The following is a 17,851-nucleotide window of genomic DNA, read 5'->3' as shown; positions in this document are numbered from 1 at the left end:
GGCTACTTTCCACTGGTAATAAATAGAAAAAATGATATAAGGCAGGGCTAATAAGGAGATTATACTTAAAACAGGCAATGCCGTATTAATACCAGCGAGCGCTGAGAATAATAATGATCCTGCAAAATATACAAAGCCAACTTCACTCCAGGTTACCATACCTCCAAGCGTTGCAGCTTTGGTATTTAGGACAGCACTGCAATTGGCTTTTTGTATGCCTGAACAGATTTGTTTCAATAAAGGGTTGCCTTTATCTATATCATACCATAATAATAATACAGATGCAGTTAAGCCTATTAACTTCGCCAATAAATACAATGTGGGCAAAAGGGTAATGGAGCCATTCATGTATGGAATAAATAAAGAAGTCAAAATTCCTAGTGGGATTAAACTATAAACAACCGTTTTTACATTTGTAGCATTAATCTTTTGTTGGTAATTGATTTCTCCAGAAAACTCATTTGCTTCAGCAACTAAGATATTTTCAGTCCACTGAGATAAAAATACATTTTTAGCAATCGTTTCTTTTTTGCCCTGTTGGTTTACAATAACTATCTCATTTTCTAGAACTTCTAATACCGCTACAAAAACACCTAGTTTAAAACTTGTAATAAATGGTGTTGGGATCTCTGATAATTTTTCTGCCGAAGTTTGTATCACTAGGTTTTCAACCTTCCAATTATTCAATGAATCTGAAATAGATAAAAAGCTTGGATAGTCGGGATGTGATTGTAATGTATCATTAATCGTTTCCATGTTTAACTTCACTTTTAATCCCTTTAATAAAGCGGCAACAATTAATGGTTGATTTTCATGTAAACTATTAAATAAAACACCCAATAACATAATCTCTAATTATTGAGTAAACTTCATCTTAAAATTTCATATTAAAAAAAACACCGGGGGGTATTTTTACCCCCCGCGCATTCTTGAAAGCAATTTTCAGACGTAAAAATTAACTAAGGGGGTAAAAATACCCTCCACTAGAAACTCAAACCTTGTAGTATTTGACATTAAAATAATGTAAAGGTTACTTCATAATATTTTTTAAAAGGCTCGTTGAAAAGACAATAACTATAGACTCCCTAATAGCATTTTTATCATTTAACTATATTTACAAAAAGAGTTCTTTGCTAATTGTGATAATATCTTTTGTCGGGCTTTGGCGCCTCTTCATATAATTTTTCAAAACTCAACTTTAAACAAGAAGTTTGAAAACTATACACAACCATAATACCTGCTTATCATATACAAACAAGTAGGACCGCAATCCATTTGGTTTTGTTGAGGTCGGAAAAGGAACATTTATTTAAACAATAAATTTTTTAACGGTTAGAAATGAACTGAGGTATAAATCTGATTTACCAGTATCCTCAAGAATTAACAAATATTATTTTGTTTAATTGGTTGCAGTAAATGAATCATAATTACAATTTGATTTGATAAATTAACATATGCTCTACTATCGATAAACTTACACAACATTAATTACGGGTGGGGAATTTCTACAACGTAATTTTCTAAAAAGCAATTTTTTGCACTTCCTTTAAGAATTGTACTTATTAATGGAACTTAGTTTTAGTTTTCATAGGAATTTGTTTTAAAAGAAGTTGCAATGAGCTGTGTGAACTTATCAGCTGTTGGCTAGAATTATATAACAAATTATAAGGAATCCCGTATTTCACATTTTCAGTATATAATTTACTATTTGCACCACCAATTAATAAAAAATTTGACCATTTGCATGCATCTTGTTTTAAAGCTAATTTCCATTTTGATTCATCATCATCTATTGAAAGTCCAATAATTTGAATTTTACTCGTATCAATCAAATTGAAAATGCCATTTAACATCCGATTCTCATGTCGGCAAGGTGAGCACCAAGATGCACCAATTATAAATAAGTAGTATTGTTTATTTGAATTAAAAATTTTTGAGAGTTTATAAACTTCCCCTTTTTGTCCTTTTACATAAGAGTCTGATAAATATTTGTTTGCAGTTACGAGATTCAGCTTATTTGAATAATCTAACAACTGATCATGAACCTTTTTACCATCTTTTGAAGTTCTTATTTCTAATGGGAAAGTATTAAAAAGTTCTATTCGATCATTAATAGAAATTAAATTAGAAAAAGATATATTATAAGTAATAGCATATATATTTTTAGCTTCTTTTTTTATCTTTCGTAATGTCTTAAACAAAAGTACAGTATATAAATCTTGTTGAAATAAAATCACTGAATCAGAATAAAATCGAGCTTTATTTTTCTCAGAATAACTAGATGGTATAATTTTAGAGAAGTTATAAATCTTTTTATTTTGAATTTCCCAATATTTGTTTAAACTCGTTAAGTTATTAAAATCAAGAGTTGTATCTACAAATACTATATTGTCATTTTCCAAGTTTTTAGAATATATTTTAGAAATAGACAAATGAAAAAACAGTATGAAACTAAATATTTTAATAATCATTTGAAATGAAATTATACAATTAAATATATTAGCCACTTATAATAGTCAGTGGCTAATATTTTTTCTTAATTCATGTTACATCCATTACATGGAACAACCCCAGAACTAGCAAAATCAGTACAATTAGGGTAAACCCTTGCACACAATTCAGCTGCTGAACCATTTGTATACCAGCATGAAGACATACTTCCACAAACACATCCAACACATGCACCTCCTTCTCCAGGATCATCCATGTTTCCACCAATTAATTTCTTCTGCGCATTTCTGTTTAATGCAAAACCCAAATTTGCTAATTTATTTTTCATGATAATAGTTTTAAGCTATTCATTTATAATGAATAACGGTTAAATAAAATTATTCCTGCAGCTTTAAGCATCAGCAGTTTTTTGGCTTGCCAAACCACTCATTCGCGATAAAGTGTAGTACCATTTGGCTTTTCTTTTCGGGTACTAGTCGAAAAGAAATATGTTTTTTCTTTTTCATGAAAGAAAATAATTAATGTCCTTTATTTGATATCCTTTTGGTAATAGAAAACCATCAATAAAAATAGTTGGAGTGTATTCGATTTTCACCTTTTCACACCAATCTTTCATTTGATTGATTTTGTCTGTTTGTTTATCTAGTTCTGCATTCATTGGGTATTTGTTGGCAAAAACATCATAATTCTTTTCTTTAGCTAAATACCAATCATCTAATGCTTTATGAGTATTATGTTCATTGCCTTTTTCAGCAATAGCTAATAAATGTTTAACTGGTTTTGCACCTCTATCATTCTCCTGATTAGTTGCTGTAAAAATGATTTGTGCCTTTACATCTGGGTTCAGTTCAATAATTTTCTCTAACTCAGGATGTGCTGTTGCACAAGGCCCACAATAAGGGTTACAAACTTTAATAATAGTATGTTTTGCTTTGGGGTTACCAATTGTAATACCTAATTCACTTGTAGAATGATCAACTATAGACGGCTGGTCCTTAAGCAATGACCAAAATACTTGATCGTTATACTTAAGCATTGAGTAACTTCTCTTTTCATACTTAGCAACCTGTAATCTTTTCAACAAAGGCTTTAATAAAAACCAAGATATTGCGGGAATGAATAAAGCGTAAAGTGCAAAAATGAAATTGTTTGCAAATGCTTCCTTTGTCTCAGTGAATGATAAACTGTTATTTGCTATAATCAATATTCCTTCAGCCAATAAAACAGCCTGAACCATTAAGCAGAGTACACACCATTGTTTAGCTACTTTCCACTGGTAATAAATAGAGAAGATGATATAAGGCAAGGCTAATAAGGAGATTATACTTAAAACAGGCAATACCGTATTAATACCAGCGAGCGCTGAGAATAATAATGATCCTGCAAAATATACAAAGCCAACTTCACTCCATGTTACCATGCCTCCAAGCGTTGCAGCTTTGGTATTTAAGACAGCACTGCAATTGGCTTTTTGTATGCCTGAACAAATTTGTTTCAATAAAGGGTTGCCTTTATCTATATCATACCATAATAATAATACAGATGCAGTTAATCCAATTAACTTAACCAATAAATACAATGTGGGCAAAAGGGTAATGGAACCATTCAAGTATTGAATGAATAAAGAAGTCAAAATTCCTAGTGGGATTAAACTATAAACAACCGTTTTTATATTTGTAGCATTAATCTTTTGTTGGTAATTGATTTTTCCAGAAAATTCATTTGCTTCAGCAACTAAGATGTTTTCAGTCCACTGAGATAAAAATACATTTTTAGCAATCGTTTCTTTTTTGCCCTGTTGGTTTACAATTAGAATCTCATTTTCTACAACTTCTAATACTGCTACAAAAACACCTTGTTTAAAGCTTGTAATAAATGGTGTGGGAATCTCTGATAATTTTTCTGCCGAAGTTTGTATAACCAGATTTTCAACCTTCCAATTATTCAATGAATCTGAAATAGATAAAAAGCTTGGATAGTCGGGATGTGATTGTAATGTATCATTAATCGTGTCCATGCTTACGTTCACTTTTAATCCCCTTAATAAAGCAGCAACAATTAATGGTTGATTTTCATGTAAACTATTAAATAAAACACCCAATAACATAATCTCTAATTATTGAGTAAACTTCATCTTAAACTTTCATATTAAAAAAAACACCGGGGGGTAATTTTACCCCCTGGCATTCTTGAAAGCTATTTTCAGACGTAAAAGTTAACTAAGGGGGTAAAATTACCCCTCAATTATTTTGTATGATTAGTCTATAAAGTCATTTCATTCTATGGAAATTGATAAATCTTAATCAAAAATGGAAGTACTTCATATTAATATAATAACTTACAATCGTTAATTGCGGACTCTCCATCCTCATTTTTGTCACTTATCCATTTTTGTAAGAACAGTTCTTTGCAGATAGTCATAATCCCTTTTGGCGGGTTTGGGCGCTTCTTCAATTAGTTTTTCAAAACTCAACTTTAACCCAGATGTTTGTGTACTTATTAATGGAACTTAGTTTTAGTTTTCATAGGAATTTGTTTTAAAAGAAGTTGCAATGAGCTGTGCGAACTTATCAGCTGTTGGTTAGAATGATATAACAAATTATAAGGAATCCCGTATTTCACATTATCAGTATATAATTTACTATTAGTACCACCAATTAATAAAAAATTTGACCATTTGCATGCATCTTGTTTTAAACCTAATTTCCATTTTGATTCATCATCATCTATTGAAAGTCCAATAATTTGAATTTTACTCGTATCAATCAAATTGAAAATGCCATTTAACATTCGATTCTCGTGTCGGCAAGGTGAGCACCAAGATGCACCAATTATAAACAGATATAATTGTTTATTTGAATTAAACATCTTTGAGAGTTTATAAACTTCACCATTTTGTCCTTTTACATAAGAGTCTGAAAAATATTTGTTTGCAGATAAGAGATTCAACTTGTTTGAATAATCTAACAACTGATTATAAATCTTTTTACCATCTTTTGAATTTCTGATTTCAAAAGAAAAAGAATTAAAAAGTTCTATTCGATCATTAATTGAAACTAAGTTAGAAAAAGATATATTATAAGTAATAGCATATATATTTTGTGCTTCTTTTTTTAATTTACGCAGTGTCTTAAACAAAAGTACAGTGTATAAATCTTGTTGAAATAACTTTTTGCGAACAGAGTTTAGTACAATGCCTTGTAAAATCAATTGTAATTGAACGGCATCAATCGTAGCACTGTTACTATTAGCGGCAATAGCAGGTAGTTCATACACGCCTCTTTCTAACCTTTTATAATAAATGGCCAGGCCATCGCCTTCCCAGGTAAGCAGCTTTATTTGATTGCGTTTCTTATTGATGAAAATATATACGCCGCCTTTTAAAACAGTAGTTTGGCAGTGTTGGTTTACCAACCCACACAAAGCATCAAAACTGCTTCGCATACTTACTGCACCATTATACCAATAGTAAACAGTAGAACTATCTAAATGTAACATGATCAACCTTGTAATAACTGCTTTACAAACTCAATGGATTGATTGGTTAATGGCAACTGAACTTTTATACCATTAGTGCCTATAACAGTAACTTGTTCTTTACTTGGAGTAGATGTAACCTTCACTGGTAAAAAGACTCCAGGAGCGCTTTGCTTTTTCCTATATAACCCATACCAATAATGAAATACTGAATACGAAACTTCTTTACTTGCACAATACGCTCTCTGATTTAATCCACTGGATTGCCAATCATCAATCATTGATAGCATCTGTTCATGTTGTTCCTTTCTATTTTGCATATTTAGTCTTTCCTGCAAATCTCAAATCTTCTAAACAACTTTACAATATGGTATCGGTGGGGGGCTTACCAAGCTAAAGTAAAAGGTACTTCATAATCTTTTTTAAAGGCTCATTGAAAAGACAATACCTGTAGACTCCTTTTCCTCATTTTTGTCACTTATCCATTTGTGTTTCATTCCAACTTCAATAAAGGCTTCAATCTGATATCTTTGCTTCAAACTAAGTTGTGTGTATTTTTTTGACATAAGCAATCCAAAGATTGCACTACTTGGTCAAAAGGCAAAAAGCTCTCAAAAATCTTTTTTGCCTTTTATTTAAAAAATCCACTTATCGGTTGAACTCAGCAATCAATAAAATCAGCAAAAAATAGCTTTTCAATATCACTCAGAATCCAAAAATTTCGAAAAGCTTCTTATCTAAGAGAGAATCATTTGCACCCTCATAACGAAAAACAATGACTCCGTTTTTATCAATAAGAATTTTAGTTGGCAAAAGACCTATAACATATTCACTATTGATATTTTTTTGATTAGTTTCTCCTTTTTGAAACTTAGTAGTATCTAAATCATCAAGTACGTGACGAAACATGGTGGTTTTATCCTTCAAAATAGCTTTTTCCCAATCTTCTTTATTTCTATCAGAACTAATACATATTACAGCAAGTCCCATTGCTTGGTACTTTTTATACAATTCCTTCAAGTGAGGGCTTCCTTGGCGGCATGGTATACACCAGCTTGCCCAAAAATCTAAAAGTACATATTTCTGGCTTTTTATTATTGAAGATAGTTCTACGGCCTCGCCTTTTACATCGACAGATCTAAAGTTAATGGCTTGGTTACCCTCGCCAACTCTAAACTTTTTTAGCACCTGATCTTTCAATAATTTTCCAGAAAACGAATTCTGAATATTGTAATCAAATGATTCATATATTTTTTTTAAAGAGTCAGGAGACATTTTGACATAATAAAATCGCATTAAATATGGGCTTAAGTAAGACTTTGGATGACTAATAATAAACTTAATTTCACTATTCTTTAGTGCTTCTCTAAAAGGTTGAAGTAAGTTATAAGCATTTTGTGTACTATTTTGCAACTCTTGATTCTCTTTATCTTTAGCAAGCTTATAAGCAAGTTCCATATAGACAGATTGCAGTTCTTGAACTTTCATTATCCTAAATAAAGAATCTTTAACACTTCTTATATAACTCATTTCTGTTTGAGTCTTAGAACCGATTACTTGAAGATGTTTAAAGTCATTAAATGTTAAGTAAATTGTCATATTTGAGGGTTCTATAAACAATTCCGTTCGATTTGGGTCATCCATTGTTCTTGATTTAGTTTCGCCACTTAAAAAAGCTAAAGTAGGCTCAGATATGAATCCAGTAAAGGAAAAAGCTCCATTTGTAATAATACAAGTATCATTAATTACTTGATTTTTCGAATTAGAATAACCTAAAACTATTGAACCTGAATTTTGACCTTCAATTTTTCCATTTATTTTAAATATTTGAGCAAATAATTCATTGTATAAAAAAGAGTTACCTAGCAAAAAAAGGAAAATAAAAAATAATTCAATTTCATAAAAAGTTTGTTAGTCTAGTAAGATAATATTTAAATTATTTTTTATGTTGATACAGATGTTTACATAAAATCAAATAATTTAAGCTTTAAAAAAGAATGAGGCTGTAAAAACACAATTACAGCCTCATAAATGTTTAGGGAATAGGCACACAAATAGTTCCTGTGTTTGTAGCATTTTGCTGACATAAAGAAGTACAACAAGGACTTGCTTCACTGCAATCGTAAGCCCAATCCACGACACAGTCACCAATTATTCCTACTACTCCACCTTGACCCCCAACTAGTTTCTTCTGAGCATCTCTGCTCAATGCAGTACCTAAATTTAACAATTTGCTTTTCATGATAATAGTTTTAGCTATTCACTTATAATGAATAACGGTTAAATAAAATTATTCCTGCAGCTTTAAGCATCAGCAGTTTTTTGTCTTGCCAAACCACTCATTCGCGATTAAGTGTAGTACCATTTGGCTTTTCGTTTCGGGTACTAGTCGAAAAGAAATATGTTTATTCTTTCTCATGAAAGAAAATAATTAATGTCCTTTATTTGATATCCTTTTGGTAATAAAAAACCATCAATAAAAATAGTTGGAGTGTACTCAATTTTCACTTTTTCACACCAATCTTTCATTTGATTGATTTTGTCTGTCTGTTTATCTAGTTGTCCATTCATTGGGTATTTGTTGGCAAAAACATCATAATTCTTTTCTTTAGCTAAATACCAATCATCTAATGCTTTATGAGTAGTATGTTCATTGCCCTTTTCTGCAATAGCTAATAAATGTTTAACAGGCTTTGCACCTCTATCATTCTCCTGATTAGTTGCTGTAAAAATTATTTGTGCCTTTACATCTGGGTTCAGTTCAATAATTTTCTCTAAATCAGGATGTGCTGTTGCACAAGGTCCACAATATGGGTTACAAACTTTAATAATAGTATGTTTTGCATTGGGGTTACCAATAGTTATACCCAATTCACTCGTAGAATGATCAAAAATAGATGGCTGATTTTTAAGCAATGACCAAAAAACATCATCGTTAAACTTTAGCATTGAATAACTTCTCTTTTCGTACTTAGCAACCTGTAATCTTTTCAACAAAGGCTTTAATAAAAACCAAGATATTGTGGGAATGAATAAAGCGTAAAGTGCAAAAATGAAATTGTTTGCAAATGCTTCCTTTGTCTGAAAAAATGATAAACTGTTATTTGCTATAACCAATATTCCTTCAGTCAATAAAACAGCCTGTACCATTAAGCAGAGTACACACCATTGCTTGGCTACTTTCCACTGGTAATAAATAGAAAAAAAGATATAAGGCAGGGCTAATAAAGAAAATATACTTAAAACAGGCAATACCGTATTTATACCAGCGAGAGCTGAGAATAGTAATGACCCTGCAAAATATACAAAGCCAACTTCACTCCAAGTTACTATGCCCCCTAGCGTTGCAGCTTTGGTATTTAATACAGCACTGCAATTGGCTTTTTGTATACCTGAACAGATTTGTTTTAATAAAGGGTTGCCTTTATCTATATCATACCATAGTAGTAGTACGGATGCAGTTAAACCTATTAACTTCACCAATAAATACAATGTGGGCAAAAGGGTAATGGAACCATTCAAGTATGGAATGAATAAAGAAGTCAAAATTCCTAGTGGGATTAAACTATAAACAACCGTTTTTATATTTGTAGCATTAATCTTTTGTTGGTAATTGATTTCTCCAGAAAACTCATTTGCTTCAGCAACTAAGTTGTTTTCAGTCCACTGAGATAAAAATACATTTTTAGCAATCGTTTCTTTTTTGCCCTGTTGGTTTACAATAATTATCTCATTTTCTAGAACTTCTAATACTGCTACAAAAACACCTTGTTTAAAGCTTGTAATAAATGGTGTTGGAATCTCTGCTAATTTTTCTGCCGAAGTTTGTATCACTAGGTTTTCAACCTTCCAATTATTCAATGTATCTGAAATAGATAAAAAGCTTGGATAGTCGGGATGCGATTGTAAAGTATCATTAATCGTTTCCATGCTTACATTCACTTTTAATCCCTTTAATAAAGCGGCAACAATTAATGGTTGATTTTCATGTAAACTATTAAATAAAACACCCGTTAACATAATTTCTAATTATGCAGTAAACATCAATCATAATTTTCAAAATAAAAAAAATCAGCGGGGGGTATTTTTACCCCCCGCGCATTCTTGAAAGCTATTTTCAGACGTAAAAATCAAATCAAGGGGTAAAAATACCCCCACATCTATTGAATTATTTGCTTACAAAGTCATATCATACAATGGAAATCTATAAATCTTACCCAATAAAAGAAGGACTTCGCATTAATATAATGGTATACAATTGTTGATTTTCAAAAATTGATGTTTTTTGCTATCAAAATAAGCCAAACGCCCAATAAACAAAGCCAATTGGGCTAATAAAACAATATATACAAATTGAATATTTTGAGTGTTGATACCTACATCAACAACACTTTGTGTGAGAAAAGGAAATACCAATTGCAATAAACTACCCAGCATGACCCCTAAGAAAAGTTGGAATACCAGTTTTTTATGTGGCTTTATATAACCCCAAAGTTGGTTAGCATGATTGGTTGTTGACTCTTTAAAATCATGCCCGTAATTGGCATTATAAAAGTTTTGACCAGGTTCTAGAATTAAGGCAATACCGGTAGACTCTCCATCCTCATTTTTATCACTTATCCATTTTTGTAAGAACAGCTCTTTGCTGATGGTAATAATTCCTTTAGCTGGATCAGCTATTGTTATGTTTTTTTGCTTTGACAAAAAAGCCCTCTTTTGTGGTGGTAAAACAATGAAATGATTTTGACCCCAATGTAGTATGGCGGGTTTTGGGGCTTCTTCAATTAGTTTTTCAAAACTCAACTTTAACCCAGATGTTTGAAAACCTATCTTTTCAGCAGCATCACTAATACCTAGTAAATTAACCCCTTCTTTACCTATCTCAGTTAATTCCCTTAATTTTTCTAATGCAAACACACGACCGTAGAACCTGCTTATCATATACAAACAAGTAGGACCGCAGTCCATTTGGTTTTGTTGACGGTGGAAAATGAAGCGTTTTTTAATAAAATAAAAATTAAAATAGAAGTTAATTATTGATTTTTTTAAGATACAAATCAATGTGCTGATTTAATAAGCCAGTACTAGGATAAGGGGCATTATCATTAATTATCTCACCATTAATTCCTATAATAACAAAACGAGGTATTTGATCAATTTTGTAAATATTCGAAAATAGAAATTTTGAATTATCTACAACTCTATAACTATTTAGAATAATATCATATTGATAAGAAGCTTTTTTCCAACGCTGTGATTCAACATCGAGTGATAAACTGATAAAAACAACATTGCGTGACTTGAACTCTTGTTTGATTTTTTCCAAATACTTGATTTCTTTTATGCAAGGCACACACCATGAAGCCCAAAAATCGATAATCAAAACCTTACCAATATTATCCTTCACTATTTTATCAAAATCAATAACCTTATTATTGTGCAATGGGACTAACAATTGATTACCCGAGTATGATGTATTTTCAATTAAGTATTTTTTCTCTCTTAGTAAGTTCTTAATAATTTTTTTATACTCAGGATATTTATTATTTCTATAAAAATTACTAAGACAGCTATCAGGTATTTTAATTTCTTTTTTTAAAGCAGTATAAAAAAGTTTAGTAGTTAAGAAATATTGAGATAGATTTTTGAAATATGTATTTATTGTATCATAATTATTAATGAAATCAATTTGACTTGTCATTTTTTCAAACGGAGTTTTCATTAATCCATTTGCAACTAAGTTGACTTTATATTTTTTACTATCATCAAAGGTGTTTAATTTATTAAAATTATTATATTCATCAAGATAACCTTTAAGCTTTGTCACATAAAGATTATAAGCAATTAAAGTATCTTTCTTCGAATTCAAATAATATAAAATTCTTCCGCTTGACCTTGAAAGGAGATAAGATTTTAAGTACTGCTTATCTTGTGATTTTATTTTAACTGACTTAATAGTTGAATCAAATAATTTTGAGACATATAATTCAACAGAATCTATTCTTTTAAAGATCTTTTTTTCAACATCTAATATAGATTGAATAGTGTTGTCGTCTAAAATAGGTTTGAAGCTAAATGTATCTTTTGAAATAAACTTATTTAAAAAATTTAATCTATCGTTATCCTTTTTTTATCAATGGTAAATTCATAATTCTTGAAGTATTTTTGTGTATCGTATCTCACCTTTATGTTATCACCACCTTTCACATACCAAACTCCGTCGCCAGTAAATACTGAGTGCCTCCTAATTGGGATTCTGACTATATTATTAACAGATTTTAAATCAATGGCGCCATTACTTATACCAAGTAAATCGGAATAACCAATTAAAGGAAAATTAAGATAAGTATTCTGAATGAAAGAATCTTCAAATCTAAAGGAAGTCATCTTTGATTTTCCATCTAACATTCGACCTGACCCGCATGATACTAAAAAAATAACTACAAGAATTAAGTTTACTATTTTCATAAAATAAATTAAAGACCATATATAAAAAATATATGGTCTTTTTTTTAATAAGGACAACCAGCCCATCTACAAACACTATTTATACAATAACCACGAAAAGTGTTTGTTTCTCCACTATTGCAAACTCTATCTTTCGGAGGACAATCTGCGTTACTTTGACAGGGAGTACCATCAATAATTTCAATTACTTCGCCCCCAATTATTTGCTTCTGAGCATCTCTGCTTAATGCAAAACCTAAATTTGCTAATTTATTTTTCATGATAATTGTTTTAGCTATTCACTTATAATGAATAACGGTTAATTAAAATTGTTTCTGCAGCTTTAAGCATCAGCAGATAATTGGCTTACCAAACCACTTTTTCGCGATTAAGTGAAGTACCATTTGGCTTTTCTTTTCGGGTACTAGTCGAGAAGAAATATGTTTATTTATATAATTTAGATAATGCGATATCTAGCATTGATAAATCTTTGTCCTTGTCTTGATCTCTATCATAAATTAATTGACCATTCTTATTAATTGCGTAAACCCTTGGTATAGCTTTATAACTGCCGTATGAATTGATTAAATCAATATCATTAAATATATGAATCCAATCCATTTGATATTCTTTAATCTTAGAAAGAAATAATGACTTGTCAGTATCGTAGGAAATAAAGATAAACTCGAGATCTTTATATTTGCTTTTCAATGCTCGAATCGTAGGAATCTCATTTATGCAAGGAACACACCAAGTTGCCCAAAAAACGATTAATACGTTACTTTTATATTTATAATCAAGTAAAGAAACAAACTTATTAGTAATATCTTTCGCTTTAAAAAATGGCAATTCTTCTCCTTTTTTAAAAGCTGTAAAACTGTTTAAATAATTATTAATAAAAATACCTTCCTCACTATCAATATAAGATTTTGGAAATCTTTTAAAAACATTATATACAGATTTATTATCAATTAGATTCGATTTTAAAAGATTCCTTCTAAAATACCACTTTAAATAATAATCACTTGAATTCATAGAAATGTATTGCATTTCTTTTGTTGACAAGGCTGAAAATTTAGAACGATAAATACTATCAATTAAAGGTTTATTAATAAAAATACTATCTGAATATTTCTCAAGAAATTCTTTACAATCTTGAAATTCATTTTTTGTATACTCTAAAAGTTTATTTTTTTGAATTTTAAAATCATACGCATTTGATAATGTATAATTCAATTTAGTAGTTTCAGCGCTCGAATAGAAATACTTTATGACTGATGGTTGATCATTCACAAAAAATAGGTCATTAATTAATTCGCCATTACTTAGGTTATAACTAATCTTAATTGAAGCATATTCAGATATGAATTCTTTATTGATAAATCCGTCAATATCGTTATGTAATATATTTTCTTCTTTTTTCCCATCATCTAATAAAATCCTTAAAGTCTTTAACACAATATTTTTTGGAAGTATTAAATGAGTATTAGTATGTTTTTGAGAATTACAAACTATTGAAATAAAAAGAGAAAAAGTGAAAAAATAAATTTTGCACATATTTTAAAATTAATTTCCTACAAGAAATTCTCTTGTAGGAAATATTTAAGTATATTATTTTACACACGAGTAAGCACCACCTGGACAATCACACCCACCTAATACACCAGTATTTTTAGTACAAGCTCTTTTATTAGGCAATGTATCGCCCCAAGTACAACTTCCACAACTATCATCTATGATTCCACTTGGGTCATCTGTTCCACCAATTAATTTTTTCTGAGCATCCTTACTTAAAATCAGACCTAAATTTTGAAATTTCTGTTTCATAAAAAAAGATTTAAATCATTCATTTATAATGAACAACGATTAATAATATTGTTTCCGCAGCTTTAAGCATCAGCAGATTATTGGCTCGCCAAACCACTTATTCGCGATTAAGTGTAGTACCATTTGGCTCTTCTTTTCGGGTACTAGTCGAAAAGAAATATGTTAATTCTTTCTCATGAAAGAAAATAATTGATGTCCTTTATTTGATATCCTTTTGGTAATTGATAGCCATCTATAAAAATGGTTGGAGTATAATGAATATTTACATTATCACACCATCTTTTCATTTCGTTTATCTTAACAATTTCATCAACAAAATCACTAAATACAGGATATTTTTTTGAGAGGAAATCATAATTCTTATCTTCAGCTAAGTACCAATCATCTAAAACATTTTTAATTAAATCCTTATCATTTTTTGCTGCAATAGCAAGGAAATGTTTGACAGGTATAGAAGTCATATCTAATTCATCATTAGAACTATTGAATATTATTTGTAGATTAATTTCACTATTATTTTTTATTATTTCTTCTAAATAAATGTGTGATTTTGCACATGGCCCACAATAAGGATTGCAAACTTTGATAATCGTATGTTTTGCATTGGGGTTACCAATTGTTATACCTAATTCACTCGTAGAATGTTCTAAAATAGATGGCTGAGTTTTAAGCAACGACCAAAATACTTGATCGTTATACTTTAGCATTGAGTAACTTCTCTTTTCGTACTTTGCTAACTGCAAACTTTTCAACAAAGGCTTTAATAAAAACCAAGATATTGAAGGAATTAACAAAGAGTAGAATGCAAAAATGAGATTGTTTGCAAATACTGCTGTTGTTTCAGAAAAGGATAAACTATTATTTGCTATAACCAATATTCCTTCAGCCAATAAAACCGCCTGCACTATTAAGCAGAGTACACACCACTGCTTGGCTACATTCCATTGGTAATAAATAGAGAAAATGATATAGGGTAGGGCTAATAAGGAGAATAGACTTAAAACAGGCAATGCCGTATTAATATCAGCGGGCACTGAGAATAGTAATGACCCTGCAAAATATACAAAGCCAACTTCACTCCAGGTTACCTTGCCTCCTAGCGTTGCAGCTTTGGTATTTAAGACAGCACTACAATTGGCTTTCTGTATGCCTGAACAGATTTGTTTCAATAAAGGGTTGCCTTTATCTATATCATACCATAGTAATAAAACAGATGCAATTAATCCAATTAACTTAACTAATAAATATAACGTGGGTATAAGGGTTATGGAACCATACAAGTATGGAATGAATAAAGAAGCCAGAATTCCTATTGGGATTAAACCATAAATGGCTATTTTGATTTTAGCCTCTTTAATGTTTTTATGGTAATTGATCTCTCCAGATAATTCATTTGCTTCAGCTACTAAGATGTTTTCAGTCCACTGTGCCAAAAATACACTTGTTGCTATTGTTTCTTTTTTACCATGCTGATTAACAATAAGTAGCTCATTTTCTGCAACTTCAAATACAACTACAAAAACACCTTGTTTAAAGCTTGTAATAAATGGTGTTGGAATCTCTGATAATTTTTCTGCTGAAGTTTGTATAACTAGGTTTTCAACCCTCCAATTATTCAATGAATCTGAAATAGATAAAAAGCTTGGATAGTCGGGATGCGATTGTAAAGTATCATTAATCGTTTCCATGCTTACATTCACTTTTAATCCCTTTAATAAAGCGGCAACAATTAATGGTTGATTTTCATGTAAACTATTAAATAAAACACCCGATATCATAATTTCTAATTATGAAGTAAACATCAATTATAATTTTCAAAATAAAAAAAATCAGCGGGGGGTATTTTTACCCCCCGACTAGTCCCAATAGTTATTTTCAGACATAAATTTCTTCGCGGGGGGGTAAAAATACCCCAATAAAGAATTAATTTTTCACTAAAAAGTGATTACAGTCTTTAACACTCTAAAAGTTTGAACTAAAAGAAGATTTGTTTCATTGCGAATTAAGCAACAATAGTAGTTGATTCGCATGATTGGTTGTTAGCTCTTTAAAATCATGCCCACAGTTAGTATTATAAAAGTTTTGCCCGGGCACCCCGGGGAATTTTACCCCCTTTATCACCAATTAACCTTATTATTCTGTTCGTTCTTAAATGTCTTGAAATTATAAGAAAACGTCAACATGAAATACCTGCCTAAAACATTGGTATTTGTTTCAGTAATATTGTTTCCTATGACGTTTCTGCTAAAATTATTATTTCGATTGAGCAGGTCGCGAATAATAAATTTTATTTCACCTTTATCTTCCTTTAAACAATAAACAGATACAGAGGGATTAATAAACAGATTGACTGGCAAGGCTGGTAGATTATCATAAACAATTTTATTTGCCAGTAAAGTGGTATTAAAAGAAATCTTCTTAAATAAGCGAGCAGTAAATTCTACATCAAGATTTTGGACATTCGATAATACATCAGCCGTAAAATTATTCGTGAATCGATTGACATTAACTCTGTACGTATAACTATAGTAAAAACTGAACTTGTCCTGCCAGTTAAAACTATTGCCCACGGTAGTGCTAAACACATTCACTTTCTGAGAAAATTCAGTTTCATTAAATACTGTAGGTGTAACCATATTTTGGTAACTCAGATTTAAGTTAACTGAGTGATTATAACGATTAATTTTTTGGAAGTTTTTTGTTATCCCAGCATTTAAAATCAATGAATACCTATTACTTGCATTCATTGATTTGATTTCCTGCTTCCCAGTATTTAAGATTTTAACAGATTGAATGATTGGATTTTCAGTGAGTACATAATAAAAAGATGTATTAAGATTATACTGCTGTTTAACATGAAATTTATTATAAATAATACTAAAGGTATTTGCCTTTTCAGCACTTAAATTAACATTGCCACGAATAACAAATAAAGGGTTAGTATTATCAAGAATTGGATTTAAGTCTCTTGACAGAGGCAAACTCATTTTTTGATCAAATGTGAATCTTACACCACCTCTTTTATAAAATGAGGCTGCAAATAAATGATTAGTATATACATTTTTATAATCATTGAAATTTTTGTTACTTAAAAATATACTCTGTTGTGCATTAAAAAAAGTAGCTCTTAATGAAAGGGTATAGTTATCTATCTTAAAACTTATATTAGGAGTTAACTCAAGAATTGAATTCTGAATGCCAATTTCACTACTTAAATTTGTAATTATACTATCATAATTAAAACTACTAATTGGCTGAAGATATGTTAATATATTATTTTTTTCATTTATAAAATTGTAAGACCCCGAGAAATTTAATGTTACTTTTTTTTGATCAGAACCAAAATAAGTTATAGAGTTATAATTATTTTCAATTTTGGGATTTAATAAACGCAGCTGTCTAAAATATGTAATTGTTTGTGAAGGAATATAGTTCAAATTATCAATTTCAGTTAAAAAAACTAGAATTGTTATTTGAATGATCAAATCGGTGAGACAACTGTATTGACTGATTTTGTTTTTCAATTTTGTATAATATAATATTGAATGATAATAGTTATTTGACTTATTAATCTGATTAAACAAACCATTTGAGGTAATAATAGTATCCGTAATAACTTCGTATAGCAATACATTATACGAAGTTATAC

Annotated in this window: 18 protein-coding genes; all 18 read right to left on the bottom strand. The window is 30.1% G+C overall.

What is annotated here, in order from left to right:
* Positions 1–846: cysteine peptidase family C39 domain-containing protein (locus P767_RS18530; protein ID WP_026764795.1), on the bottom strand; the 846-nt coding region annotated here is incomplete at its 3' end.
* Positions 847–1,218: 372 nt separating this feature from the next.
* The gene (locus tag P767_RS19180) at positions 1,219–1,305 is read right to left on the bottom strand and encodes a cysteine peptidase family C39 domain-containing protein (RefSeq protein WP_084799941.1); all 87 of its coding nucleotides are present in this window, start codon (positions 1,303–1,305) and stop codon (positions 1,219–1,221) included.
* A gap of 257 nt (positions 1,306–1,562) precedes the next feature.
* Positions 1,563–2,471 (bottom strand): TlpA family protein disulfide reductase, encoded by a 909-nt coding sequence (locus tag P767_RS0112550; protein WP_026764794.1) that lies wholly within the window; start codon positions 2,469–2,471, stop codon positions 1,563–1,565.
* Between the two features lie 65 nt (positions 2,472–2,536).
* Positions 2,537–2,779, bottom strand: a complete 243-nt coding sequence (locus P767_RS0112545) for a hypothetical protein (RefSeq protein WP_026764793.1) — start codon at positions 2,777–2,779, stop codon at positions 2,537–2,539.
* Positions 2,780–2,953: 174 nt separating this feature from the next.
* Complete coding sequence (locus P767_RS0112535; protein WP_026764792.1) at positions 2,954–4,558, bottom strand: vitamin K epoxide reductase family protein; 1,605 nt, start codon at positions 4,556–4,558, stop codon at positions 2,954–2,956.
* Between the two features lie 392 nt (positions 4,559–4,950).
* Complete coding sequence (gene tnpB, locus P767_RS17755) at positions 4,951–5,949, bottom strand: IS66 family insertion sequence element accessory protein TnpB (protein ID WP_051417344.1); 999 nt, start codon at positions 5,947–5,949, stop codon at positions 4,951–4,953.
* Positions 5,950–5,951: 2 nt separating this feature from the next.
* Positions 5,952–6,248 (bottom strand): IS66 family insertion sequence element accessory protein TnpA, encoded by a 297-nt coding sequence (gene tnpA, locus P767_RS0112525; RefSeq protein WP_026764791.1) that lies wholly within the window; start codon positions 6,246–6,248, stop codon positions 5,952–5,954.
* A gap of 385 nt (positions 6,249–6,633) precedes the next feature.
* Positions 6,634–7,797 carry a TlpA disulfide reductase family protein gene (locus P767_RS0112515; protein WP_026764790.1) on the bottom strand — a complete coding sequence of 388 codons (1,164 nt, stop codon included), beginning with the start codon at positions 7,795–7,797 and terminating at the stop codon, positions 6,634–6,636.
* A 166-nt stretch (positions 7,798–7,963) separates the two neighbouring features.
* Positions 7,964–8,170 (bottom strand): hypothetical protein, encoded by a 207-nt coding sequence (locus P767_RS0112510; RefSeq protein WP_026764789.1) that lies wholly within the window; start codon positions 8,168–8,170, stop codon positions 7,964–7,966.
* Positions 8,171–8,343: 173 nt separating this feature from the next.
* Positions 8,344–9,948: a vitamin K epoxide reductase family protein gene (locus tag P767_RS0112505; RefSeq protein WP_026764788.1), complete on the bottom strand. Its 1,605-nt coding sequence runs from the start codon at positions 9,946–9,948 to the stop codon at positions 8,344–8,346.
* A 219-nt stretch (positions 9,949–10,167) separates the two neighbouring features.
* Positions 10,168–10,989 (bottom strand): cysteine peptidase family C39 domain-containing protein, encoded by an 822-nt coding sequence (locus P767_RS0112500; protein ID WP_172637545.1) that lies wholly within the window; start codon positions 10,987–10,989, stop codon positions 10,168–10,170.
* The gene (locus P767_RS0112495) at positions 10,958–11,755 is read right to left on the bottom strand and encodes a TlpA family protein disulfide reductase (protein ID WP_157611530.1); all 798 of its coding nucleotides are present in this window, start codon (positions 11,753–11,755) and stop codon (positions 10,958–10,960) included. Before P767_RS0112495 ends, P767_RS0112500 begins: the two co-directional genes overlap by 32 nt.
* A 281-nt stretch (positions 11,756–12,036) precedes the next feature.
* On the bottom strand, positions 12,037–12,396 hold the full coding sequence (locus tag P767_RS0112490; protein WP_157611528.1) for a hypothetical protein: 360 nt from the start codon (positions 12,394–12,396) through the stop codon (positions 12,037–12,039).
* Positions 12,397–12,440: 44 nt separating this feature from the next.
* On the bottom strand, positions 12,441–12,656 hold the full coding sequence (locus tag P767_RS17020; protein ID WP_037351820.1) for a hypothetical protein: 216 nt from the start codon (positions 12,654–12,656) through the stop codon (positions 12,441–12,443).
* Positions 12,657–12,819: 163 nt separating this feature from the next.
* Positions 12,820–13,833: a TlpA family protein disulfide reductase gene (locus P767_RS0112485; protein ID WP_216593236.1), complete on the bottom strand. Its 1,014-nt coding sequence runs from the start codon at positions 13,831–13,833 to the stop codon at positions 12,820–12,822.
* A gap of 153 nt (positions 13,834–13,986) precedes the next feature.
* Positions 13,987–14,202, bottom strand: coding sequence for a hypothetical protein (locus P767_RS0112480; protein ID WP_026764783.1), 216 nt, complete (start codon positions 14,200–14,202; stop codon positions 13,987–13,989).
* A 173-nt stretch (positions 14,203–14,375) separates the two neighbouring features.
* On the bottom strand, positions 14,376–15,980 hold the full coding sequence (locus tag P767_RS0112475; RefSeq protein WP_026764782.1) for a vitamin K epoxide reductase family protein: 1,605 nt from the start codon (positions 15,978–15,980) through the stop codon (positions 14,376–14,378).
* A 339-nt stretch (positions 15,981–16,319) separates the two neighbouring features.
* On the bottom strand, positions 16,320–17,851 hold a 1,532-nt coding region (locus tag P767_RS17015; RefSeq protein ID WP_157611526.1), incomplete at its 5' end, for an outer membrane beta-barrel protein.

The organism is Sediminibacterium salmoneum NBRC 103935 (genome assembly GCF_000511175.1).
Lineage (GTDB): Bacteria > Bacteroidota > Bacteroidia > Chitinophagales > Chitinophagaceae > Sediminibacterium > Sediminibacterium salmoneum.
The sequence above is the reverse complement of the archived record's forward strand: the minus strand, read 5'-3'. Positions and strand labels throughout refer to the sequence as shown.